This window comes from Pseudomonas sp. S1_G07 (assembly GCF_054668565.1).
In genome coordinates, this window is record NZ_CP162778.1 from 4,179,615 (window position 1) to 4,203,967 (window position 24,353).

General features: G+C 63.5%; 17 protein-coding genes. 6 read left to right on the plus strand and 11 right to left on the minus strand.

Annotated elements, in window-relative coordinates:
- Positions 1-50 precede the first annotated feature (50 nt).
- Entirely contained in the window at positions 51-1,130 is a 1,080-nt protein-coding gene (locus AB4O05_RS19085) for a DNA topoisomerase IB (RefSeq protein WP_460135976.1), read from the plus strand.
- A 115-nt stretch (positions 1,131-1,245) separates the two neighbouring features.
- Positions 1,246-1,950 (plus strand): YoaK family protein, encoded by a 705-nt coding sequence (locus tag AB4O05_RS19090; protein ID WP_460135975.1) that lies wholly within the window; start codon positions 1,246-1,248, stop codon positions 1,948-1,950.
- Between the two features lie 144 nt (positions 1,951-2,094).
- Here the strand turns inward: AB4O05_RS19090 and AB4O05_RS19095 are convergent, their stop codons facing one another.
- From AB4O05_RS19095 to AB4O05_RS19115, 5 genes are all read right to left on the minus strand, one after another.
- On the minus strand, positions 2,095-2,448 hold the full coding sequence (locus AB4O05_RS19095; RefSeq protein WP_460135974.1) for a hypothetical protein: 354 nt from the start codon (positions 2,446-2,448) through the stop codon (positions 2,095-2,097).
- 232 nt (positions 2,449-2,680) lie between these two features.
- Positions 2,681-2,992, minus strand: a complete 312-nt coding sequence (locus AB4O05_RS19100; RefSeq protein WP_460135973.1) for an AzlD domain-containing protein — start codon at positions 2,990-2,992, stop codon at positions 2,681-2,683.
- Positions 2,989-3,684 (minus strand): AzlC family ABC transporter permease, encoded by a 696-nt coding sequence (locus tag AB4O05_RS19105; RefSeq protein ID WP_460135972.1) that lies wholly within the window; start codon positions 3,682-3,684, stop codon positions 2,989-2,991. The genes AB4O05_RS19100 and AB4O05_RS19105 overlap by 4 nt, the downstream gene beginning before the upstream one ends.
- 71 nt (positions 3,685-3,755) lie before the next feature.
- A complete protein-coding gene (locus AB4O05_RS19110) occupies positions 3,756-3,971 on the minus strand; it encodes a hypothetical protein (protein WP_460135971.1) in 216 nt (71 codons plus the stop codon).
- Between the two features lie 66 nt (positions 3,972-4,037).
- Complete coding sequence (locus AB4O05_RS19115; protein ID WP_460164777.1) at positions 4,038-4,265, minus strand: hypothetical protein; 228 nt, start codon at positions 4,263-4,265, stop codon at positions 4,038-4,040.
- A 14-nt stretch (positions 4,266-4,279) separates the two neighbouring features.
- Between AB4O05_RS19115 and AB4O05_RS19120 the strand changes: the two genes are divergently transcribed.
- The 3 genes from AB4O05_RS19120 (at position 4,280) to AB4O05_RS19130 (ending at position 6,925) form a co-directional block, all read left to right on the plus strand.
- Entirely contained in the window at positions 4,280-5,563 is a 1,284-nt protein-coding gene (locus AB4O05_RS19120; protein ID WP_460135969.1) for an arsenic transporter, read from the plus strand.
- A 128-nt stretch (positions 5,564-5,691) separates the two neighbouring features.
- Positions 5,692-6,303 carry a LysE family transporter gene (locus AB4O05_RS19125; protein ID WP_460135967.1) on the plus strand — a complete coding sequence of 204 codons (612 nt, stop codon included), beginning with the start codon at positions 5,692-5,694 and terminating at the stop codon, positions 6,301-6,303.
- A gap of 94 nt (positions 6,304-6,397) precedes the next feature.
- Entirely contained in the window at positions 6,398-6,925 is a 528-nt protein-coding gene (locus AB4O05_RS19130) for a DinB family protein (protein WP_460135966.1), read from the plus strand.
- A 41-nt stretch (positions 6,926-6,966) separates the two neighbouring features.
- On the opposite strand, the gene AB4O05_RS19135 is transcribed toward AB4O05_RS19130, so the two are convergent.
- From AB4O05_RS19135 to AB4O05_RS19145, 3 genes are all read right to left on the minus strand, one after another.
- Positions 6,967-7,158 carry a DUF2188 domain-containing protein gene (locus AB4O05_RS19135; protein WP_460135965.1) on the minus strand — a complete coding sequence of 64 codons (192 nt, stop codon included), beginning with the start codon at positions 7,156-7,158 and terminating at the stop codon, positions 6,967-6,969.
- A gap of 111 nt (positions 7,159-7,269) precedes the next feature.
- A complete protein-coding gene (locus AB4O05_RS19140) occupies positions 7,270-8,700 on the minus strand; it encodes a diaminobutyrate--2-oxoglutarate transaminase (RefSeq protein WP_460135964.1) in 1,431 nt (476 codons plus the stop codon).
- 36 nt (positions 8,701-8,736) lie between these two features.
- Complete coding sequence (locus AB4O05_RS19145; RefSeq protein WP_460135963.1) at positions 8,737-8,952, minus strand: MbtH family protein; 216 nt, start codon at positions 8,950-8,952, stop codon at positions 8,737-8,739.
- Between the two features lie 204 nt (positions 8,953-9,156).
- Here AB4O05_RS19145 and fhuF point away from each other — a divergent pair, with 204 nt between their 5' ends.
- Positions 9,157-9,894 carry a siderophore-iron reductase FhuF gene (gene fhuF / locus AB4O05_RS19150; protein ID WP_460135962.1) on the plus strand — a complete coding sequence of 246 codons (738 nt, stop codon included), beginning with the start codon at positions 9,157-9,159 and terminating at the stop codon, positions 9,892-9,894.
- On the opposite strand, the gene AB4O05_RS19155 is transcribed toward fhuF, so the two are convergent.
- The 3 genes from AB4O05_RS19155 to AB4O05_RS19165 are packed head-to-tail and all read right to left on the minus strand — an operon-like array spanning position 9,891 to position 24,342.
- The gene (locus tag AB4O05_RS19155; RefSeq protein ID WP_460135960.1) at positions 9,891-11,546 is read right to left on the minus strand and encodes a cyclic peptide export ABC transporter; all 1,656 of its coding nucleotides are present in this window, start codon (positions 11,544-11,546) and stop codon (positions 9,891-9,893) included. The two genes, fhuF and AB4O05_RS19155, sit on opposite strands and share 4 nt — an antisense overlap.
- Positions 11,543-15,331, minus strand: coding sequence for an AMP-binding protein (locus tag AB4O05_RS19160; protein WP_460135959.1), 3,789 nt, complete (start codon positions 15,329-15,331; stop codon positions 11,543-11,545). Before AB4O05_RS19160 ends, AB4O05_RS19155 begins: the two co-directional genes overlap by 4 nt.
- Positions 15,328-24,342 carry an amino acid adenylation domain-containing protein gene (locus tag AB4O05_RS19165; RefSeq protein ID WP_460164778.1) on the minus strand — a complete coding sequence of 3,005 codons (9,015 nt, stop codon included), beginning with the start codon at positions 24,340-24,342 and terminating at the stop codon, positions 15,328-15,330. The genes AB4O05_RS19160 and AB4O05_RS19165 overlap by 4 nt, the downstream gene beginning before the upstream one ends.
- Between the last annotated feature and the right edge of the window lie 11 nt (positions 24,343-24,353).

Genomic DNA, 24,353 nt, shown 5'->3' on the forward strand with positions numbered 1-24,353 from the left:
GCTGCGGTCAATCAGACATACCGGCCTGATTTTTGCCAAGGACCCTGCCCATGCCCGACTCCGCGCCCCCCGCCGACCTGCCCCGCGACCTGCATTACGTTGACGACACGCAACCCGGCATCCGCCGCAGGAAAGTGCGTGGCACGTTCCAGTATTTCGATAGCCAGGGTGAGCGCATCACCGACGCCGACGCGATCAAGCGCCTCAATGCTTTGGCTGTACCGCCCGCCTACACCGATGTGTGGATCTGCGCCGACCCGCATGGCCACCTGCAAGCCACCGGCCGCGACGCTCGTGGGCGCAAGCAATACCGCTACCACGCGCGCTGGCGCGAAGTGCGCGACAGCGATAAATACTCGCGCCTGCAAGCATTCGGCAAGGCCTTGCCGAAACTGCGCAAGCAGTTGCAAGCCCAGTTGGCCAAGCCGGGGTTTACCCGCGAAAAAGTCCTGGCCACGGTGGTGACGCTGCTGGATGCCACCTTGATTCGGGTCGGCAATACCCAGTACGCCCGCGATAACAAATCCTACGGTTTGACCACGTTGCGCAACCGCCATGTGGACATCAAGGGCAGCGAGATTCAGTTCCAGTTCCGCGGCAAGAGCGGCGTGGAGCACCAGGTCAGCGTCAAGGACCGGCGCCTGGCCAATGTGGTCAAGCGCTGCATGGAGTTGCCGGGGCAACACCTGTTCCAGTACCTGGATGAAAACGGCGAGCGCCACACGGTCAGCTCCCAGGATGTGAATGCCTACCTGCACAGCCTCACCGGCGCCGACTTTACCGCCAAGGATTACCGCACCTGGGCCGGCACCGCCATGGCGCTGGCGGTGTTGCGGGAACTGGAATGGCAACCCGAATCCGACGCCAAGCGGCACGTGGTGGCGATGGTCAAGGAGGTCGCCAAGCAACTGGGTAACACCCCGGCGGTGTGCCGCAAATGTTACATCCACCCGGCGGTGCTGGAGCATTTCAGCCTGGGCGAGCTGTCCAGGTTGCCCCGGCCACGGGTGCGCAAGGGCCTCAAGGCTGAAGAGGTCGCCCTGGCCATGTTCCTTGAGCAACTGGCCGCAGCCTCACCGAAAAAAGCCAAGCCGGGTCAAGCTGCGTCTCCCTTGCGACGTCCAGGATAAGCGCCGATGCGCCGGGAAAGCGAAGCTTTGTGCCTGAAGTGTGTGAGGTCATTGCATGCTGAATCAAAGCGCCCTACCGTAGTGGCCGGATAATCTCACTGAGGAACCCGACCCCATGCTGCCTTCGTCCCACAAACCCTTGGCCAATGCCGCCCTCGCCCACCAACAGCGCTGGCGGGGCCGCGTCGGTTTGATGCTGGTCGCCAGCCTGTCGGTGCTGGCGGGCATGACCGATGCCATCGGTTTTATGGCCAGCGGCGACTTTGTGTCGTTCATGAGCGGTAACACCACGCGGCTGGCCGTAGCGATCAGCGCTGGCGACCTCGGCCTGACCGGGCGGCTGATGTTGCTGGTCGCAACCTTTGTCGCCGGCAACGCGCTGGGGGTGGTGGTGAGCCGCTTCGGCCGACGCCATGCACTGCCATTGTTGTTATGTATTGCCACGTTGTTGTGCGCGGGGGCACTGTGGCCGTTTGACGATATGTTGCCTGCGTTGCTGGCGGCGATCACCGCGATGGGCATGCTCAATGCGGCAGTGGAAGAGGTCAATGGCTTGCCGGTGGGGCTCACCTACGTGACCGGGGCGCTGTCGCGCTTTGGGCGCGGCCTGGGGCGCTGGATGCTCGGCGAACGTCGCTATGGCTGGCGAGTGCAGTTGATCCCGTGGGGCGGCATGTTCGTCGGGGCGGTGATCGGTGCGGTGCTGGAGGAGCACATGGGCCTGAAGGCATTATTCGTCAGCGGCATACTGGCGGGGTTGCTGGGGCTGCTGACACTGAAGATTCCACGGCGCTGGCACCTGGGCTTTATGCCGCGCTGACACAAAGGTTGCTCGCCCGAGGTACTGGCCTCGACTTCCGTGTACTGGTAAAGAGCCATCACCTCGGGCGAGCGGAATGAATCATAAGCGAAATGCCCGGCGACTGTCCCGCCGGGCATTTCCGAAAAACACTAAGGCAAGGGATTACAGGCAAGTCGCGAGTGCCGCCAATCGGCGCTTGGCGGGCATCATGTCCTGGGCCGCATAGTAGTGGATAGTCGCGCCGGCGCCGGTGCTTTTCACATCCACAAAGTAGTCGCCACCGGTGGTGTAGACAGTGAAGCCACCCGCCCCGTCCGGCTCCTTGAAGCCGCCGGCGTCCACGCCGAACACACCTTCGTCCTGCCAGCCGAACTGGATGCACTCGGCGACCACCAAGGGGGCCTTGTCCGACGCCAGGGTCTTGTAGGGGGTGCCAGAGCGCGCCTCGTTCATCTTCGAACCCGCACACCCCGCCAGTGCCGCCAGCGCCAACGCGCCCATTACCACCTTACGCATGCCATCGCCTCCTTGGAAAAAGCGCGACTCTACCATTAGCAGGTGGACTGCACCGAACAGTTCGCGCTGGAATGCCTGGCCGCCGGGGCGAACGCCAGGAAAAAAACCGGCCTGCGCGCAGGATGAAGTTAGTTTCACTGTGAAAGGCGTACCCGCGACCTATAGTGACCAGGCTCATTTTTAGAAGCCTCCCTTCTGCCCGCCCTCCCGCGGGCTTTTTTTCGCCTGCGCGTCAAGACCACCAACGGAAGAGGTAGAACAGCGCCATGCTCAGCAACACGGTGAGCAGCACATTGCGCGTCCAGAACATCAAGCCCACCGCACAGATTCCGGCCAGCAAATACGGGTTGGTCGGGCTGAGGTTGAGTCGGTGGTCGGCGAGGAAAATAATTGGCCCGCAAATGGCCGTGAGCATGCCCGGCACCGCGAACCCGAGAAACTCTCGTGCCCCACGGTCAAGGCGCACCGGCAGGCTCGGCTCGATAAACAGGTAGCGGTTGAGAAACACCACCAGGCCCATGGCCACAATCATCAGGTAAATCACGGCTGCCCTACTCCCAGTCGTTTGCAGGCAAACCCTGCGCTCATGCCCAAGAGGCCCGATACCACTACGGCCGACTCCCAGTGCAGAAAGCTCAGCCACACCGAGAACAGCAGCGACACCGCCACGCAGACCAGCGTCGATATATCGCGTACCACCGGGGTGATCAAGGCGATAAAGGTCGCTGCGATGGAAAACTCCAGGCCCAACTGATCAAGACCCGGAATGCTCTTGCCCAGCACGATGCCCGCCAGCGTGAAGAGGTTCCAGACGATATAGAACGTCAGGCCGACCCCCAAGGCGTACCAGCGATTAAAGGTCTGGCGGTCATAGTGGCTGACCAGGGCAAAGAACTCATCGGTGAGCAGAAACCCCAGGCTCATGCGCCAGCGCGCCTTGAGCGGCGAAAGCACCGGGCGCAGGTGCATGCCGTAGAGCAAGTGCTGGGAGGTCAGCAGCAATGTGGTGAGGACGATGGAGATCAGGCTCGCACCGCTCTTGACCATACCGATGGCCACCAGTTGCGCGGCGCCGGCAAACACAATCGCCGATAGGCCCTGGGCCTGCAGCGGGGTCAGTTGCGCATCAATGGCCATGGAGCCGGCAAGCAGTCCCCACGGCGCACAGGCCAGGGACAGGGGGACAACGGCGATTGCGCCGCGAGCGAAAGCGTAATGAGGTAAGGCTGTAGGCATGAAGACGGCTCATCGCTGGACAGTCGACAAGCATGCCAGTGCAACAACGAGGTTGTCTTGAACGATCTTGCTCAGGCCAGGCGTACGAACACCTGCTCCAGCGAATCTCGCGCTTCACGCAGCTCATGGGCGTCCTGATTGAGCCGGTGAATGGTATGGAGCAAGCGCTGGCGCAGCACTTCATCGCCGAGCTTTTCGACGGCGCGCATCAGGTCGAACGCTGCGGTTTCGTTATTCTCCGCGACGGAATCCAGGGTCTTGCGCAGGTTGCGAGTGGCACGGGTCACGCGGGCTCTTCCTTTATCGGCAATGGGCAGGCACTTTAGGACATGGGTGTTTCATTTTAATTTCAATCACTTGTGGTTGACTCGCGGGCCTTTGATCCATATCAATTGAAACAAGATTTGACCGAGCACATCGATATTCGCATTCAGGGCGTCATCCGCGCGCTTGACGCGACTATCGAGCGCGAAGGCGAACTTTGCGCATGCGAATTGATCCATGCACTGGACGATAGCCACCCCCTCTCCCGCTGCCGGGAGCGACAGACCACAAACGGCCAGCACCTGCTGCTGTGCCATCGGAGCGTTTATTCATGCTTGTCGCCGTTGCGATTTTTATCTTCACCATTGTCCTTGTCATCTGGCAGCCCAAGGGCCTGGGGGTGGGCTGGAGCGCGACCCTGGGCGCTATCCTGGCCCTGGCCTGCGGCGTAATCAGCCTGGCCGACATTCCGGTGGTGTGGCACATCATCTGGAACGCCACCGGCACCTTTGTCGCGCTGATCATCATCAGCCTGTTGCTCGACGAAGCCGGGTTCTTCGCCTGGGCCGCGCTGCATGTCGCGCGCTGGGGGCGCGGGCGCGGCCGGCGTCTGTTTGCCTATATGGTGCTGTTGGGCGCGCTGGTCTCGGCGTTGTTTGCCAATGACGGCGCGGCACTCATCCTCACGCCCATCGTGATGTCGATGCTGCTGGCCTTGCGCTTCTCACCGGCGGCGACCCTGGCGTTCGTCATGGGCGCCGGCTTTATCGCCGACACCGCAAGCCTGCCGCTGGTGGTGTCGAACCTGGTGAATATCGTCTCGGCGGACTACTTCAAGATCGGCTTCAACCAATACGCCGCGGTGATGGTGCCGGTGAACCTCGTCAGCGTCGCGGCCACCCTGGCGGTGCTGCTGTGGTTTTTTCGCCGCGATATTCCGCAGTCCTACGACCCGGCCGACCTGGCCGACCCCGACAGTGCCATCCACGACCGCGCTACCTTCCGTGCCGGCTGGTGGGTGCTGGGCATCCTGTTGGTCGGCTGCTTTGCCCTGGAACCCCTGGGTATTCCCATCAGCGCGATTTCCGCCGTCTGCGCCGTGCTGTTGCTGGTGATTGCCGCCAAGGGCCATATGATTTCCACGCGCAAAGTGCTCAAGGAAGCGCCATGGCAGATCGTGATCTTTTCCTTGGGCATGTACCTGGTGGTCTATGGCCTGCGTAACGCGGGCCTCACCACCTACCTGGCGACCTGGCTGGATACCTTTGCCACCTATGGCGTATGGGGCGCGGCGATGGGGACCGGCCTGCTGACGGCGTTGCTGTCGTCGGCGATGAACAACCTGCCCACCGTCCTGATCGGCGCGCTGTCCATCGAGTCCAGCCATGCCGTGGGCGTGGTCAAGGACGCGATGATCTACGCCAATGTGATCGGCAGCGACCTCGGCCCGAAAATCACCCCCATCGGCAGCCTCGCCACCTTGCTGTGGCTGCATATCCTGGCGCGTAAAGGCATCACCATCACTTGGGGTTATTACTTCAAGGTCGGTATCGTGCTGACCCTGCCGGTGCTGTTGATCACCCTGGCCGCGCTCGCCTTGCGCCTGAGTGTCTGATGCCGATACCGCCGGATCCATCTGCACCGCCAGCCGCCGGATATCGGATGACACAACGGGTAAATCCGCAGTCGATTTGAACACCTTGGCTGGCGTATGCTCTCGCACTTTCTCGAAAGGACGCGGGCATGCTGACGATTTTCTTCTACGCGCTGGTATTCGGTTTTGTATTCTGCCTCTCACCCGGCGCGGTGTTGGCAGAGACCCTGCGGCGAGGCTTGCTCCACGGTTTCACCCCGGCCTTGCTGGTGCAGGTAGGTTCGCTGGTGGGCGATGCCGTCTGGGCCATCATCGGCCTGACCGGCATCGCCTTGCTGATCCAGCACGACGCCGTGCGCGTGCCGCTGACCGTGATCTGCGCGCTGTACCTGGCCTGGTTGGGCATACGCAGCCTGATCGATGCCTGGCAACTGCCTGCGACGGACAGCCAACCTGCCCGCTCCGGGCAAAACGCACTGGCGGTAGGCGCGGCGATCTCCCTGGCCAACCCGAAGAACATCGTTTATTGGGGCGCGCTGGGCAGCGCGTTGTCCGGCATTGTCGGTGCCACCCCCAGCCACGGGCAGACGCTGATGTTTTTTGCCGGTTTCATGCTGGCCTCGGTGTTGTCGTGCTTTGTGATTGCAGCGTTGGTCAACCTGTTGCGCAAGAATGCCTCGCCCACCTGGCAGCGCATCAGTTATGGCGCCTGTGGGCTGGTCTTGATCTACCTGGCGATCCTGGCCGCGCACGGTATATGAAGTCATCTACCCCGCAACCTATCCGAATACACGCGGACCACCAGGCGAGCACGCCTGATGATGGCCGCACCGTTGCCAGCGAGGGATAAAGCACGTGAACCGTATCGAACAGATAACGCTGATGGCGACCTACAACCAGTGGATGAACCGCAAGGTGTATGACGCCGCCGCCAGGTTGACCGACGCGCAAGTGCGGCTCGACCGCCAGGCATTTTTCGGCTCGATCTTCGGCACCCTGAACCACCTCACCTTGGGTGACACCGTCTGGCTCAAGCGCTTTGCCCAGCACCCGGCCGGCTATACGGCGCTGCTGCCGCTGCAGGCCATCGCCACCCCCACGGACCTCAGGCAACTGGCGTTTGCCGACCTGCCCGAGCTGGCGGCCCATCGCTTCTGGCTGGACCAATTGATCATCGACTGGGTCCACACGCTCAGCGAGCCCGATCTCGACCACCGCCTGCACTACCACAACATGCGCGGCGAGGCGTCTGGCAAGCCGTTCTTTGGCCTGCTGACGCACTTTTTCAATCACCAGACCCATCACCGAGGCCAGGTCACGACGCTGCTGACCCAGGCCGGACAGGACGTGGGCGACACCGATCTGCTGGTGTTGATCGACTGAACTCGCAAGCCCCGGCAAAACCGGGGCCTGCTGGCCCTCAATCAATCATCGTTGGACCCCGGCCGGCTACGTGCCTGGTACCCCGGCAGCGTGGCGGCATACGCCAGTGCCTGTTCGCGGGAATTGAAGGATGCCAACCGGTCCTGGGGTGTACACACCCGCCATGGCCCGTAATTGACCTGCACGATGGCGTACCCATTCAGTTGCAGCTTCTTCAGCAGTGGAGCACTCATAGTCACCTCGCTTTCCTGAGATTTCCAAGCGTTGCCGATCCACCTTACACCCACTTGCCAACGGCTTGCCGACCACATGTCGCCCCGGCGCGATGCAGGCTGCACGGATGTTCACGCAATATGCAACGCCCTTCCCTTGACCTCTGCCAGTGCATTCACCAGCGCAGCCTGGAAGACTTCAGCCAACAGATCGACTTCTTCAGGCTCGATGATCAGCGGCGGCAGGAATCGCACAACGGCACCGTGGCGTCCTCCCAGCTCCAGGATAACGCCCAGGCGCAGGCAATGGCGCTGAATGGCCTGGGCCAGGGCCGTATCCGCTGGCGGTACACGATGATCGCTCGGCGTGTCGCTGACGATCTCCACCCCCACCATCAGCCCTCGGCCACGGACCTGACCCAGGCACGCGAAATCGCTTTGCAAACTTCGCAGGTGCCCCATCAGACGTTGCCCCATGACATCGGCATGCCCCGGAAGGTCTTCACTGATGATATGACGCAGGGTCGCAGCCCCCGCCGCCATCGCCAGCTGATTGCCACGGAATGTGCCGGCATGGGCGCCTGGTTTCCAGGTATCGAGTTCTTCGCGATAGACCATCACGGCTAACGGCAGGCCTCCGCCGATGGCTTTGGAGAGCACGAGCACATCCGGCTCGATCCCCGCATGCTCGAAAGCAAACAGCTTGCCGGTACGCCCCAGGCCGGTCTGGACTTCATCAATGATCAGCACCACGCCAAACTTGCGGGTCAGTCGCCGCAGGCCCTGAAGCCATCGGATCGGTGCCGGGATCACACCTCCCTCGCCTTGCACGATTTCAACGACAACGGCGGCCGGCGGCAGCACCCCAGACTCCGGATCGCTGAGCAGTTGCTCGATAAAATGCAGCCCCGCGTCGACACCGGCCTCGCCGCCGATACCGAACGGGCAGCGATAGTCATAGGGGTAAGGCAGAAACTGCACATCGGCCATCAGCGAACCCAGCGCCTCTTTCGGCCCCAGGTTGCCCATCAGGCTCAGGGTGCCCAGCGTCATGCCGTGGTAACCGCCGGAAAACGACAGAATCGGTTTGCGCCCGGTCGTCGTCCTGGCCAGTTTCAAGGCTGCCTCGATACCATCGGCACCCGTCGGGCCGCAAAACTGGATACGCGCGTGGCGCGCGAAGTTGTCCGGCAGCGCATTGAACAGGTCTTCGACGAAGCGATCCTTGACCGGCGTGGTCAGGTCCAAGGTGTGCAAGGGCAGGCCGGAATCGAGTGTCTGGCGCATCGCCGCAATCGCCACCGGGTGGTTATGCCCCAGCGCCAGGGTCCCCGCTCCCGCCAGGCAATCCATGAACAGCTGGCCCTGGGTGTCGCGCACGTAGAGGCCGTGAGCTTCTTGCAACGCCAGGGGAATACGCCGCGGATAAGACCGGGCGTTCGATTCGCGGGCAGCCTGGCGCTGAAGATACGGGTTGGTGTTCAGTTCACGTGATGCTTGTTGACGAAAGTGCGCCAGCGTAAAGGTTGCGCTGCAAGCCAGGCGAGGTTCGACATTGTCCATATGCAATCCCTGATGTAGAAAGTCTGTCGCGCAGGATCAGCCCTGCCCTTGTCCTTGCATGGCCTGGCGCAGGCTCAGCGGACGCATGTCGGTCCAGACTTGTTCGATATGGTTCAGGCACTCTTCCCGGGTGCCCTTGATGTCCAGCGTGCGCCAGCCGTTGGGCACGCTGCGGTAGTCCGGCCAGATTGAGTACTGTTCTTCATCGTTGACGACCACCAGAAAACGCGTATCCGGGCTGTCCAAACTCATTGCTTGCTCCTTGACTGGCATGCTGGGGAAAAACCCTACGATACAATAGTAATGGTAGCGATTCTCATTAAATTTTTAAAATTCATGCACGGTTCTCATATTTCTCCGTACGTGATGAACAGTCGCAACACCGTCACGCCGTGTTTATACTTCGTGCCGTTCTGAACGATAACTTCTCTCAACTCGCGGTCCACGGATGAATCGATGATCCCCAGCCTTGCCCCGCTGTTCACCGGCCCGCTGGCCGAGCATGGTGAAAAGCTGCAACTGCGCAGCCAGCCCCGCAATGACGTGCCGGGAAGCCGGTTCTTCCAGCCCGACGACTTCAATGCCTTCGTCGACAGGTTGCAGCTGCGCTACCAGACCGATGAGCGGCTGGCCTTGGTGTCGCTTTGGTCAAAATGGTACTTCAGCACCTTCCTTGCACCGGTGATGGCCGCCAATCTGCTCCAGCAGCTCGACCTGCCAATGGCTCTGGAAGACATCGGCATACAACTGGGCGCCGACGACCGGCCGTTGGCATTGCACCTGGCCCATGCAGGCCGTCCTTTGCCCCGCTGCACGGCGTTCGAGCGGTTTCACGGCCTGATCGAAGGGCATCTGGAGCCGGTCATCAAGACCCTGGTCAGTGCCTCCCAGGCATCGCCCCGCTTGTTCTGGAGCAATGCCGGCAATACGTTCGAGTTCGTCACCAGTCGTATCGACCTGCACCCGCTGGCCAACGCGCACAGCACCGCACCCGCCAGGGAAATCCTCGGCACGCGCCTGCGCCCCGATGGCCGACGCAATCCGTTGTTCGCCCCCGTGCAATACCACGACATCGGCGAGGGTGAACCCCAACGCCTGAGGCGCATCTGCTGCATTCGCTACCGCCTTCCCGGCGTCGGCTATTGCAGCAGTTGCCCCCTCGATGAGTGCAAACAGCCGGAGACGAGCGTTTAACTGTTGCCTTGTTGCACCCGGTGAAACGGGTTTTCCAGGGCTCGGTCGTAGTCCACGAGATGCCCGTAGTCGAGACGATAGACGCGGTCGGCGACATCGAAATAACGGTCGTCATGGGTGATCGCGATCACCGTCTTGCCAGCCGCCTTCAACTCGGGCAGCAGCTCGTTGTAGAACACATGACGGAACACCGGATCCTGGTCTGCCGCCCACTCGTCCAGCAGGAACACTTCCCGGCCCTCCATCATGAGCAGCAACAGCGCCAGGCGCTTGCGCTGGCCTTGGGACAGCGCCGTGGTCGACAAGCGCCCGGCCGCAAATTCGACTTTATGGGCCAGCCCCAGACGCTCGAGGTAGTGATCCACCCGGGCTTCGAGCCCTTCATGATTGCCAGCCTCGCCCAACACATCGGCGAACAGATAGAAGTCGGCAAAAATGGCTGCGAAATGCTCGCGGTGCCACTCACTGGTACTCGCATCGAGTGCCACACCGTTAAGCGAAACCTGCCCAGAAGTGGGCACATAGAGCCCCGTCAGCAGCTTGGCCAGGGTCGATTTACCGCTGCCATTGCCGCCGACAATGAAAATCAACTCACCGCGACGAATCGACAGGTCAATCGGCCCCAGTTCGAAGGCGAACTCGTCACGCTGGCCGGGATAGCGATAGCGCACATTCGACAGGCGCAATTCGTCAAAGGGTTGCGCCGCTTGCGCGGGTGCCTTGAATTGCAGCGTCTCACCCAGCGCCAACGCATCGATGGCCTGCAAGGCAACATGGCCGCGAATGACTGCGGGAATGGCATCCAGAATCATCGAGATCGGCGTGCGCAAAAACATGATAGCCAGCACATACCCCACCACCACCTGCTGACTGAGCAAGCCCAGCCCCTGGCCGAGGAAGAACAGCGTACCGATGAGCACGAACACCAGCAGTGTCGTCCAGTTCAGGTTCACCGCCCACAGGGTATCGGCGCGTACCGACGCCTCCAGCGAAGCCCGCGCAATGGGTTCGAGCCGGTGTTCATAGAGCAGGTGCCGACGTTCGCGGCTCAGGCCCAACTCGCAACGGCCCTGGATGGTGGCCTCGAACTGTTCGGTCAACTGGTCGTCCTGCTGCCGTACGGCCTGCATCAAGGTCTTGACCTTGCGCCCGAGCAACACATCCAGCCCCACCCCAACGGCAATCACGCCAAGGGTCATAAAAAAGAACGGCACGCTCAGCCAGGCCATGTATACAAGCCCCGCCAACAGCAATAGGCCGTTATACAAGGAGATCGGCAGTTGCTTGAACGCTGTGGCGACGGTGGTCACATCCTTGGTCAGGGCGTTGTAGATACGCGGGCTGCCCAGCCGCTCGATACGCTCGAGGGCCGTGCCCAGCACCTTGGCCACCAGCCGCAGGCGCAATTGATAGACCAGGCGATGCCCGATCTGCACCAGCAACCACTGCGACGTCACACCGCTGATGAACAACAGCACCAGCAGGCCGCCGAACAGCCACAGACCTTGGCCGATATCCTCAAGCCCATGCTCCAGGCTGCGGTTGATGTAGCCGATCAGGCCGATACTGGTTGCCGCACTCAAGGCGCTGCTCAGAATCGCCAGCAGAATGCGCCACCTTGCGTCGTGCAGCAGTTCTTTCAATAACATCATGAGGCAGGCACCACCTTGGCAGAATTTTCCAGCAGTAAGGGCAACAGGCTTTCCACCAATCGCGGCTCGCCGAGCATCTGCTGATGACCGACGTCCAGTGTCCACTGGCGCACGGGTTGCCGGGTATGCGCTTGCCACTGGGCGCGCAAGTCCGCATGCGCGTTGCCGCGCCAGAGCCACAGCGGCACATCGACGGTGGGCAAGGATTGCTCATACAAGCGTGTTTTGATCGTGCGATAGTGCGCCAATAGCGTGAGCAAATCAGCATCCGCCGTGGCCCATTGCAGGTGCTCACGCACCTGGGCATCGTTGAGCAACCGGGCAACCCCCTCGGCATAGTCATGACCGGCGACCAGGCCCGTCAACCGTTCGCGCAGTGATTCACCCATGGGCTGGGCGTGGCTGCGGCAGTAAAAAGCAAAATCCGCGATCAACTGCCCTGCTTCATCGCCTTCTCCGGCCAGGCTGCGTTGCGCATCGTGGTCGACTACCGCAAGGCCTTCGACGGTAAAACCGCTGGCTTGCAGATACGGCACCAGCTGCAACGCCAGCCGCGACGCCAGGCTCCAACCCAGCAGCACCAGCGGGCGCTGTTTCAGTTGGGCGGGGATGCTCGCTACGTAGCGCTGCAACAGCGCGTCCATGTCGTCCGTCTCCCAGCCGGTGTCCAGCGCGGCCAGGCCAAACACCGCGACCTTTGCATCCAGGTTATCCACCAGCGGCTGATACGCCAGCAGGTGCCCTTGCGCACCGTGCACCAACAGCAATGCCGGCGATTGTTCATCCGCGTCATTCAAGACTTTCCACGGGCCACTGCCGTTGCCGTTGTCCAGGCCACGAACCAGCTCACGCACCGTGTGGCGTTCGAACAGTAAATGGGTCGGCAGCTCGATCGACAGCCGTTCACGAATCAGCGACACCACTTTGATTGCCGCCAGCGAATGCCCACCGACGTTGAAGAAGTTGTCGGTCACCCCCAGGTCGTCGACGCCGAGCACCTCGCCCCAGAGGGCCAGGATGGCGGTTTCCAGTTCGCCGACAGGCGCCACGCGGGTGTTCTGCATGCGCTGCCGGGCGCGTTCGAGCAGGTGTTTGCGATCCAGCTTGCCATTGCTGTTCAGTGGCAGCGTCTTGAGTACCAGGATCGCGCTGGGCAGCATGTAATCCGGCAACTGGCGCGCCAGGGCGGCACGCAGGTGCTCGGTCGTCTGCAGACGGGTGTCATCCTTGACCACAAAAGCCAGCAGGCGCCCCTGATCGCCTTCACCGTCGAGCAAGACAGCGGCCTGCAAGATGCCTGGCTGGGCCAACAATGCCTGTTCGACTTCCGCCAGTTCCAGGCGAAAGCCGCGGATTTTCACCTGCTGATCATTGCGGCCAAGCAGGCGCAACGCGCCATCCGCCTGGCGCAACGCGAGATCGCCGGTGCGGTACAGGCGGCTGCCGCTGAGCGGATCGACACCAAAGGCACCACCGCCGACACCGCCCACATAACCACGCCCGACGCTGGCGCCACTGATGCACAACTCCCCGGCCTGGCCTGGCGGCACCGCGCGTTGCCGGTCATCGAGCAAGAGGATGCGGTTATCGCCCAGTACTTGGTTCAAGGCACTGCCACTCACGACCTGGTCAATATCGATCGCCCGCCACAACACCCCCACGGTGGTCTCCGTCGGCCCGTAATGGTTGTACAGCCGACAGCTGGGTTTGGCCTGGGCCAAACGGCTGAGTAAACGCTCGCTGATCGGTTCTCCACCCAACACCAGGACCTGGCGTGGAAGCGCACTCTCGGCAGGGTGTTCGCCCATCAGCGCCTCAAGGTGCGAAGGGACAATTTTCAGCACATCCAGCGGGTAGCGCTGAAGTTCCTCGGCGAATGCCCGGGCATCCGTCACCACGGACTGCTCCAGCACATGCACGCAACCGCCCTGCAGCCAGGCCGGAAACAATACGGTATTGCCCAGGTCCGCGAGCAGCGACGACACCAGGCCGTAGTGCCCGGCTTCGGGCAACCGCAGTGCGCGAGTCACTTGCGTGGCGTAATGGCGCAATTGGCCTTGTTCGATCTGCACACCTTTGGGCTTGCCGCTGGTGCCCGAGGTGTAGAGCACGTAGGCCAGGTCCTGCGCCGCGCCCTGCACCGGCAAATCGAACACCGGCCCGCTGCATGCCTGCGACCAACCCAGCGTATCGACCGAGGTGTCGGGTGGCAGCCCCTCTACGTACAGGATCAGGCTGGGTTGCGCATCCTCGACAATACCGGCCAGACGCAACGGTGGTTGTTGAGGGTCCAGCGGCAGATAGGCCGCACCGACCTTGAAGCAGGCCAGCATCGCGATCAGCATCTGCGCGCCACGTGGCAGATACAGGCCCACCACCTGCTCCCGGCCCACGCCGGCCAGGTGCAGGCTGCCGGCCACACGGTCGCTCAGGGCATCGAGTTCGGCATACGAGAATTGCTGCTGCGCATAGCGCAATGCCGGTCGATCCGGGTACGCGCGGGCGTGTTCGCGCACGGTGGCGACGATATCAAGGTCCGGCGCCAGGGCCGGTGGCGTTGCCGCCGCCGACAGCTCCTCGGGCCAGTGCAGGTCGATGGCATCGATCAGGCCGTTGGGCAACTGCAGCAATTGCTCGAGCCAATGGGCGAAGCGCTTGAGCAACACCTGCATCTGTTGTTCACCGTACAGCCCCTGATCATAGGCCAGCAGCAGCTCCCCGCAGCCCTGGGCATCGAGCGTCAACTGCACTTGCAGTTCGACCGGGGTATCGAAGGACAGCACCTGCACGTCCTGCAGCAACGGCACATGCACGACACGCAGCCCGGCCTGAAAACTGGCGCGCCACTCCGGCAACAACTGGGCCTGGCCCACATATTCCTGCCAGGCCACGGCATTTTCCAATTGCCGTGCCAATGGCCGCGCCAGGTTGATCCAGGTGCTGTGTTCGGACATCCGCACCACCATCGGCAGGGTCTGCTCGAACAACCCGAACGCTCCCGACAGTTCCTCATAGTCATCGCGTGGATCGTGCTGCAACCCCAACTGCCCCTGCCGCTGGCCAGTGAGCCTGCCCAGCAATGCACTCCAGGCGGCCAGGGCCAGGGGTTCGACGGCCACGCCTTCGCGCTCGGCCAGGGCGGCCAACGCCGCCGGCACTGTCGGCGCAAGCACCTGCCGTACCACGCCGTGCGTGCCGCTGGCGATGCCGTAGCGCTCGATCAGGCGCATGCCCGGCACCTCCTGCAAAGCCAGGTTGCGCCAGAACTGCGCACCTTGCTCGGCATCTTCGTCCAGCTGCAGGCCATTGATCCATTCGACGTAATCGCCGTACTGCATGGGAGCGTCGGCCAACGGCGCAGCGCGCCCCAGCAAATGCGCGTGCAACTGGTTCAGGCTGCGCGGGTCCAGCGAGTACGTCGGCACCGCCAGCAGCAGTTGGTCGTCGAGCAACCAGGCCAGGACATCGGGCTGTTCGGCCAGGCAATGTTGCTGGGCCGCGCGCAGCCACCCTTGCGCATCATGCCCGTCACTCGAACGCCCCTGGCGCCAGTCCAGGCGCAGCTCGAAAGGCTCGACCACACGTTGACGCAAGCCCGTAGCGCCAAGCGGGCGCTCGTAGCGCAGGCGCAGCGCCTGATGCTGCTGCATGCCGTCGCGCAATCGCCGTTCGACAAGGCCCTCGGGCACACCGGGCAGCTGCATGCGTGCCCAGCGCCAGGCCTGCGGGTTGGCCTGGGCCAGTTGTTTCTGCTGAGGTGAAAGGGTCAGTCCAAGGTCCATCATGGTTTCAACTCTGCGAGGGTTTCTTCGGTCTGCGCCGGGGCAGCCATTACCTGGTCACGCGCATAGATTTCGCCCATGGCCACCACAATCTTGCGCTCGCCCTCGAACGGGTCCCGGGCGTGTGCCGCCATCATGTTATCCAGCATCACCACATCGCCCTGCCGCCAGTCAAAGCGCACGGCACAACGCTCGTAGGCCGCGTTGATGGCCTCGATGGCACTGGGCTCAAGCTCGGAGCCGTCACCGTAGAACACCTGCCTTGGCATCGCGGCTTCGCCATCGCGTAAAAACTGCGCGCGCACATCGGCGTCAAGAAAGGCCGGGTGATACAGCTGGATCTGATTGAAGAAACTCTCCTCGCCCGTCAGCGGATGCAGGATCACCGCCGGACACACCTGGCGGGTATGCAGATCATTGGCGCCGCGCCACTGGAACTCGATTGCACTCTGCCGACAGATCCGTTCAACGTCGGCACGCTCCTGTGTCTGGAAAAAGTGCTGCCAGCTGACGTCCAGCTGGGTACTGAAATTACGCACGTACATCAGCTGCTTGTTGCGCAGGTTCGCCTGCAGCCAGGCCGGCAGCTCCCGAAAGACCCGGCGGCTGTCGACAATCGGCGTAGCGCCACCGGAGGTGGCGGGGATCTGGCAGTAGAACCATTGCCGGCGCGGCCAGCGATGCTGATGGGCACTCTCGTTGTGAAACAGGATCATCCGGTCCTTGGGATACGGCGTGGACTTGTAGATGTTCTTGCCGCCCTCCTCCTTTGGCAGGTCGCCGTACTGGCCATATAGCTGCGGGCACAGGGCCTGGCAAAACGCCTCGAATGCCGCCGGGGTCGGCAAATCAAAGCCACGGAAGACAATGCCGCCGTGCTCGAGCAGCCACTGTTCGACCTTTTCACGGTGAGCTTCAGCCCAGATGGCCGGCGCCAACTCGCGGTCACGCAGCTCAACGCACAAGGGAAACGTCGAGCCTTCGCGCAGCGGCCGAGCGTCGAAGGGTTCGCGGGTCACCGGCGAACCGCTCTGGCGCATCTTGCCCAACTTGCTCATTTTGCGTTGCAACGGGTTGTCCGTAGACATTGCAGCAGCTCCTTCTGGAGTCGGAATCAGGGTATCGATCGGGGTGTCCGGCGCATCGAGGGCCATGCCCAGCAGGGATTCGAAGGCATCACGCAAGCGTTCAACCGTGGCCGGGCGGAACAGGCTGGTGCGATACACCCAGCGCAGGCTGATGCCGTCCCCGTCTTCGCTGGCGAACAGGGCCATATCGAACTTCGAATGGTGCTGTTCACCCGTCAGTGGCTCGACCTGCAACTGCTCGAGTGAGCGTTGCCGGCGCGGCGTGTTGTCGAGCACGAACAAGGTCTGCAGCAACGGGTGGACACCCGCTACGCGTGGCAGCTCCAGGCATTCGACGACACGTTCGAACGGCGTGTCCTGCCAGGCGAACGCTTGCAGGCACACCTCGCGGACCTGCAGCGCTTGCTCGCGGAAACTCAGCTCCGGTTGCAGGTGGATACGCAAAGCCAGCAGATTGACGAAGAAGCCAATCAACGCTTCGGTGGCCGGGTGGTCGCGGTTGGCCACGTCGGTGCCGATGACCAGGTCGCGCCCTTGGGTTTCTCGTTGCAGCACGGCGGCATAGCAGGTCAGCAGCAGCATGAACGGCGATGTGCCGCTGGCCTGCGCGAACGCCTTGAGCCGGCTCACCGTGGCCGCGGACAACTGAAAGTCCAAGGCGGCCCCGGCACCGCTGTCGCGCTCCGGGCGGGGCCAGTCGAACGGCAGTGGCACGTGCGCAGGAATGCCGGCCAGGGTCTGCCGCCAGAAGGCCAGGCCTTCACGCTGACGCAGCTGTACCGCCGCCGAGCCTTGCCACACGGCGTAGTCGACGTATTGGATCGCCAGTTCGTGCCGGGGCGGCAGCATCCCGGCGCTGTAGGCTTCATAACCTTGGATCAGCTCATCGACCAGCACCGCGCCCGACCAGCCATCGGAGGCAATGTGGTGCATGACCAGTTGCAGCACGTGGTCCTGCTCGCCCAGGCGGTACAGGACCGCGCGCAGCGGTGCCTCGCCGACCAGGTCGAACGGTTGCAACGCAATGCCGCGCGCGGCGACCGGCCACTGCGCATCGCTCGACGCCGTCACTTGCAACGGTACCGACAGCTGCCCGTGAATCCGCTGGTACGGCTCGCCGCCTCGCTGATGATAGGTGGTACGCAAGATGGCATGGCGCTCCACCAACCGCTGCAATGCACGCTCGAGGGCCTGGGTGTCCAGTGGCCCGCGCAAACGCACGTTGCTGCTCATGTTGAAGCTGCTGTCCGCCAGGTCCAGCTGTTGCATCAGCCAGACCCGTTGCTGCGCCGAGGACAAGGGGTGGTCAAGCTGCCGGTCCACTTGAGGTATGTGCAACGAAGCGAGGTCCAGTTGGCACGCAAGGCCTTCGAGGCGCTGCGCAAGGTCCGCCAGTACCGGCGTTTCGAACAGCCAGCGCAACGGTACGTCAACGCCCTGTTCACGCAGGCGCGCACGCACCTGGGCGGCCATGAGCGAATGGCCGCCCAGCTGGAAGAAATCAGCGTCGGCAGGGATCGGCTGCCGGTTCAGCACCGCCGCCCAGACCTCGGCCAGCAGCGTCTCGCTGGCCGTCAGCGCGCGCGCAGCCAGGCCCGTGGCGGTGATGTCCAGCTGCACGCGAGGCAGTTGTTTACGATCCACCTTGCCGTTGGTATTGAGAGGCAGGTGCTCCAGTGCCTGGCAATGCGTCGGCACCATGTAGGCCGGTAAGCGCGCCTGCAAGTACTCGCGGATCGAAGTCGGGTCAGGTGGAGTATCGCCATGGCTGACCCAGAACGCCGCCAGATGCTCGCCCTGCACGGCCACGACCGCCTGCAGCAGCTCGGGATGGCTGAGCAGCACCGCCTCGATCTCCCCCAGTTCGATGCGATAACCGCGCAACTTAATCTGGTCGTCGGTACGGCCGAGGTAATACAGCTGCCCATCCGGCTGCCAACGCGCCAGGTCGCCGGTGCGGTACAAACGCCCGCCGTCGTGGCTGAACGGGTCGGCAATGAAGCGTTCGGCGGTCAACCCCGGCTGCCCGGCATACCCACGAGCCAGGCCGTCGCCAGCAATATAAAGTTCGCCCACACAACCGGGCGGCACTTCGCACAAATGCTCATCGAGAACGTGGCAGCGGGTGTTGAGCAATGGCCGGCCAATGGGCGCGACCGGCATTTGCACGGCATTGAGCGGCGCCTGGGTGGACCACACCGTGGTTTCGGTGGGCCCGTAGACGTTGACCAGGTGGGCCACGCATTGCCTGAGTTCGTTCGCCACCTCTGCAGCCAACGCCTCGCCACCGGCCAGCGCCACACGCCCGGCCAGCACCTTTCGGTCGCCCTGCAACAACATCGCCCAGGTCGCCGGGGTGGCCTGGATGAGGTCCACGGCCTGGTCCTGGATCAACCGCGCCAGTAACAGCGGGTCCTGGCGTTCTTCATCATCGGCCAGCACCACGCTGCCACCGCGTACCAGCGGCAGGCACAGTTCCAGGCCGCAAATATCAAAGGTCACGGTGGTCAGCGCCAGATAACGCTGCACGTTTTCCAGTGGCAGGGCCTGTTCCATGGCCAGCAGGAAGTTGGCGAAATTGCCTCGCGTGATCTGCACGCCCTTGGGCTGGCCGGTCGACCCCGAGGTGTAGAGGGTGTAGGCCAACTGTTCAAGCGTCGTCGCCAATGCCGGCGGTTGCGCAGGCAACGACGCCAGCGCCAGGTCCGCCCACAGGCAGCAGCGCAGTGTCTCAGGCAGGTCCACAGGCAGCGTGTCACACAACAGCAATCGCGGTTGTGCCCGGGTGAGAATCTGTGCCTGGCGTGCCGGTGGATGAGTCGGGTCCAGCGGCAGGTAGCAGGCGCCAGCTTTCTGTATGCCCAACAGGCACACCAGCAGGCGTTCGTCTCGCGGCAGGCAGAAGGCGACCGTCGATTCCTGGCAGATGCCCTGCCCCAGCAGCCAGTGAGCCAGGCGGTTGGCCTGGGCGTCCAGCGCGGCGTAGCTCAAGCCACGATCGGCGCAGTACACCGCGATCCGCTCAGGGTGGGCAGCGGCCTGCACCTCAAAGCGCGTGACAAAATCCGCTTCGCCAGGCACCTGCCTCGAGGTGCCGGCCGTGGCCAGCGTGGCAACCGAACGCAGGGGGATGTCCAGCACAGGCAGCTGAAGATCGAGGCTGACCAGGCTGGCCAGTAACCCCTGGAAATCCTCCGTCAGCCGTTCCACGGTGCCGGAACGTAACAACGCCGTGGCGTATTCGACAATCAAACCGGTGCGCGCATCTGCCCCGCGCCCTTGGGTGAACAGGTTGAACGTCAGGTCGAACTTGGCGCTCACCACACCGTCCGGCAACGCCAACGATTCCACGCTCACGCCCGGCAGGCTGAGGCTGCGCGAACCGTGGTGGTCAGCCTGGTAGTTGAACATCGTCTGGAACAGCGGCGTGCGATCCAGGCTGCGCGTCACCGCAAGGCTGTCCAGCAGTTGCTCGAACGGCAGCGCCTGATGGGCCAGGTCATCGGCCAACAGCTGGTTCAGCTCGCCGATAAAGGATTGCAGGCTTTGCCGGGCATTGATCTGTACCCGGTGCGCCAGCGTGTTGACAAACAAGCCGACCAACGCCTGGCTCTCGGGCGACTCGCGCCCCGCCACCGGTAAGCCAATGGCGAAATCACTGCGCCCGCCATGCCGCCAGAGCAGCAATTGATAGGCGGCGAAATACAGCACGAAGGGCGTCACACCCAGCGCCCTGGCCCGAGACTCGACCGCCGCGCTCAACGAGCCGGGCAGGAGCTGCTCGCTGCGAGCGCCGGCGTAGGCCTGCAACGCCGGCCGTGCACAGTGGTCGGGCAATTCCAGCGGTTCGTTGCCCAGCCCTTGCAGGCGTTGTTGCCAATACGCCAGCAACTGGTCGCCCTGCTGCGCTTCAAGGTTGCGGCGCTGCGCTTGAATCAAGGGCAACAAACCGGTGGGTGCGGGCATGGCGCGGTCCTGGTAGACCCGCGCAAAGTCCTCGACCAGCAAGCCCATGGACCAGCCGTCCACGGCAATATGGTGCACGTTGAACAGCAACCGGTAATCGCCCGGCGCCACGCAAAACACATCGACGGCCAGCAACGGCCCCCGCACGAGGTCGAACACGCGCTGGGCGGCCTCGGCTATGGCGTGGGTCTGCCGCGCTTCGTCCAGGTCAGAGAGGTCATGCACCGTGAAGATCGCAGCGGCGTTCTCATCCAGGCGCTGCCAGACGTGCCCCTGCGCTTCGAAAAACCGGCAACGCAACGCCTCATGGCGCGAAACCAGCGCCTGACAGGTGCGCTGCAGTCGAGGCACATCCAGCTCACCGCGCAACGCCAGCAACTGTGTCACGTTGTACGCGGTTGCGGCCGGATCGAGCTGTTGCATGAACCACACCCGTTGCTGGGCGTGGGACAGCCTGCGTGGCTGCTCCAGGTCTTCGCCGGTGCTCACGGATGCAACGGCCGGCGACGCCGACACGCTCAGTGCTCCGGCCAATTGCCGGGCGGTGGGGTTGGCCAGCAATTGCCGGGGCATCAGGCGCAGGTCGGCCTGGCGCAGCCGCGCGATCAACTGCAGGCTGAGGATCGAGTCACCGCCCGCGGCAAAAAAGTCGGCATCCGGCCCCAGGCCAGGCTGTTCGAGCAACTCACGAAAGGCGGTCAGTACGCTGAGCAATACAGGGTCCGAGCGGCTATCGATGCACAGGGCCATGGCCGCCAATGTCGGTTGCTGCTGGACATCGCGTGGTTGCAACTTGAGCCCTTCGCGCGAGGCCAGGCCGATCAGTTGCAGACTGAGAATCGAATCGCCGCCAAGGGCAAAAAAATCGTCCTCGCGCCCGACGTGCGCGCAACCGAGAATCTGGCACCACAGTTGCGCCAGACGCTGTTCCGTGGCACCACGCGGCGGCTGGATGCCGGCCTCGACCGACCCGCTGTCGGCCGGTTCAGGCAATGCCTGTCGGTCCAGCTTGCCATTGGCCGTCAGCGGCAGCGTCTCCAGGGCCAACCAATGACCGGGCACCATGTGCTCCGGCAATTGACGCCGGGCCTCGGCCTGCAGGCCCGCCAATGCTTCGGCCGACAACAACGGGCTGAGGTACGCCACCAACTGCGTGCGCCCCTTGACCTCACAGGCCAGCACCGCGCCTTCGCGCACCTGAGGCTGAGCCTTGAGCCAGGCGCTGACTTCGCCGGGTTCAACGCGGAAACCGCGGATCTTGACCTGATCGTCCTGGCGCCCCAGAAACACCAGATGCCCGTTGCGGTCCAGGCGAACCCGGTCGCCGCTGCGATAAAAACGTTGCCCCTGGGCGGTGGAACCAAAGACGTTGGCGGTCAACTCGGGTTGACCGAGGTAGCCCTGGGCAACCTGAGGCCCCCCGATCAGCAACTCGCCGGCCACGCCCAGCGGCACCGCCACGTCATGGCTGTCAACGATGCGCAGTTGGCAGCCCGCTAACGGTTGGCCCAAGGGCAGATACCGATTCGAGTCAAGCGCGTCGCGCGCCAGGAGTTCTCCGCACAGCACCCCCACCGTGGTTTCCGAGGGGCCGTAGTGATTGAAGATGCGCAGTTGCGGCGCCAGTTCGCGCACCCGTGCGAACAGGGCGTGATCGAACCCTTCGCCACCGAGGATCAACACCTCCCTGGGCAACACGCGTCGGGCATCGTCCAGCGCCAACAGGCCGCGCAGGTGCGAAGGCGCGATCTTCAGGCAGTCGACCGGTTGCGCGTCGAGAAAGTCGGCCCAGCCTGGCGGATCGAAGGCCAACGATGCGGGCGGCAGGATCAGCGCATCGCCGGCGTTCAGTGCGGCGAACACGCTTGTCAGCCCCAGATCGGCAGCCACGGTCGCCAACGTCGCCCAGCGGCTGCCCGGCTTCGCTGGCAAACGGTCACCGATCGCACGCGCGTAATGCGCCAGGTTGCCGTGAGTGACCACCACGCCTTTGGGCTGCCCCGTCGAACCCGAGGTGTAAATGAGATAAGCCGGCAGGTGCGGCTGGCTGAGGCTCTGGCTCTCGCCGGCCACGGCCGACAAGTCAGCGTCGCTGAGTACCAGGTGTGCCATGTCAACGCCGGTTTCAGGCGCCTCGGCCAAGGTCACCCACAGACTCGCGCCACTGTCCTGCAACAATTGCGCAAGTCGCCGTGGCGGTTGGGCCGGGTCCAGAAACAGGCACGCCGCGCCACGTTGCCAGCAAGCCAGCATCGCCAGCAGTTGTTCCGCGCAACGCGGCATACACAGGGCCACCACCTGCCCCGGACCTACGCCCTGCCCGGCCAGCCGTGAGGCCAGCGCGCGGCTCGCGGCACCCAGCGTGGCATAGTCGAGGGTTTGCCCGACGCCGCACAAGGCCGGCGCGGTCGGCGTGCGTGCTGCCCACTGAAGCACCTGCTGATCCAGCGGCAAGGGCATCGTGCCCGGCACGGGGCCCTGCACCTCGCTCGGCGGCGACACCAGTTGCAGCTCGGCCAGACGTCGCTGGGGATGGCTCGTCGACTGGTGGAAAATCGCCAGCAAGTCATCCAGCATTTGCTCGACCGTCGCCGCGTCGAACACTTCATCGCTGTATTCCAGCTCGCAGCGCAGCCCCGCGTCGGCGCTGCGCACCATGCGCAACGTGAGGTCGAAGCGTGCATGGCGCTGCGGCGGGTCGAGCACTTCCACCGCGACACCGGGCAATGCCAGGGTGCGGCTTTCGGGCAAGTCCACCTGGACGAACATCACCTGAAACAGCGGGCTCGACCGTGGGCGCTCAAGGTTCTCAAGCACCTTTTCGAAAGGCAGCAATTGGTGATCGAAGGCGGCTGCGACGCTGTCACGGGTGCGCAACAGTGCGGTGGCGAAGCTTGGGTTGTCGTGCAGGCGCTGACGGATCACCAGGGTATTGAGCAAGGGGCCGATCAAGGGCACCAGCTCCGGACGATCACGTTGCGCGGCCGAGGTGCCCAGGCACAGGTCATGCTCGCCGCTGTAGCGCGACAGCAGGCAGCTGAAAGCCGTCAGGCCGTAGATGTACAGCGTCACCCCATGAGCGCGAATCGCCGCCTCGACCGCGCCCGCCAGTTGTGGCGAAAGCGCCCGGGCAAGCACCGCGCCGCTATGGCAGCGCTGGGCGGATGCCGGACGTGGCCGGTCCAGGGGCAACGCCAATGGGGCCGGGGCATCGCTCAGTTGTGCGCGCCAGAAGTCGATGTGCTGCCGGCAGCTTTCGCTGTTCAGCCACTCCTGTTCCCACGCGGCGTAGTCGGAGTACTGGATGCTCAATTCGGGCTGCCGGGCAACCTCGCCCACTGCCAGCGCCCGGTAAGCTTCGGCCAGTTCAAGGGTCAGTTGCTGCGCTGACCAGGCGTCGTAGGCCACGTGGTGAATGGTGAAGAACAACCAGGTGGAGTGTTCCCGCGCATCGCTGAACGCTTGCCAGCGCCACGGCGCTGACTGGCTGAGGTCAAACGGTTCGGCCAGTTGCCGGGCGTACTCGTCGGCACACCACTGCTCGTACTCGCTGGCCGCCAAGGTCAAGGGTTCGACGGTTGGCCGGGCGACGGCTTGCGGCTCGCAGTGGGGCTGCAACTGGCCGTGCGCGTCGGTGATGTAGCGGGTGCGCAGGATCTGGTGACGGTCGGTCAACTGCTGCATGGCCTGCTGCAAACGTTCGCCATCGAGGCGGCCGTCGAAACGCAGCACCGAGCACAGGTTGTAAAGGGCGCGGCTGCTCACGGCTTCCGCCGACAGAAAACGCCGCTGCGCCTGGGCCAACGGCGTGGGCTCGCCGGCGCCGAGCACGGCGGGGACGATCGGCAGGCGCCAACTGTCGATGCCCTTCTCGGCCAGGCGCTGGCGAAAGACCTTTTTCTTGTCCGCAGGCAAGGAAGCCAGGCGCTGCGCAATCTCCAGGAACGCTTGTTGCGTCATCGCACTCATCC